Source organism: Acinetobacter sp. 826659 (assembly GCF_000588515.1).
Taxonomy (GTDB): Bacteria; Pseudomonadota; Gammaproteobacteria; order Pseudomonadales; family Moraxellaceae; genus Acinetobacter; species Acinetobacter pittii.
Map to the genome: position 1 here is coordinate 1 of NZ_JFYD01000033.1, position 807 is coordinate 807.

At 33.7% G+C, this 807-nt stretch carries 1 protein-coding gene; it reads right to left on the minus strand.

From position 1 onward, the window contains the following. Positions 1–807 (minus strand): RTX toxin (locus J663_RS18510; protein WP_033851449.1); only part of this gene is annotated, 807 nt, incomplete at both ends.

Consider the following 807-nt stretch of genomic DNA (forward strand, 5'->3'; position numbering starts at 1 on the left):
AAAACGTATTGTCGATGCTGAATCATTGAAAGATATTATGATGAGTGAATCCGACTGCTTAAGTGAAATATCACTAGAGGATACTGATTTTAATTGAAGGGTATTTTCTTCAGCTGCATTATCTAAAATATGAATAGAGCTTGATGAAGTAAGTAATGCTTTATCTACAATATAAGTATCATTCCCAGCTTGACCTTGTAAAGCCGTATACACATTGGAATTACCGCCATAAATCAACGTATCATTACCTGCACCACCATACAAATAATCCGAACCTATATTAGAAATTAATGTATCGTCTCCATCACCACCATACAGATAATCATTCTGTACACCACCTTGAATCGTATCATTGCCTCCCAAACCATAAATAGTTGAAATCTCAGCATCTGCTTGAAGATTATCTGCTGCATCAGTACCTAATAATTTACCAATAGTATTAGCTTCAATTTGAGCTTTATCCCAAACAGTTCCATCATCAAATACAATAGAAGATAAATTATCCTTACCAAAACGTATTGTCGATGCTGAATCATTGAAAGATATTATGATGAGTGAATCCGACTGCTTAAGTGAAATATCACTAGAGGATACTGATTTTAATTGAAGGGTATTTTCTTCAGCTGCATTATCTAAAATATGAATAGAGCTTGATGAAGTAAGTAATGCTTTATCTACAATATAAGTATCATTCCCAGCTTGACCTTGTAAAGCCGTATACACATTGGAATTACCGCCATAAATCAACGTATCATTACCTGCACCACCATACAAATAATCCGAACCTATATTAGAAATTAATGTATC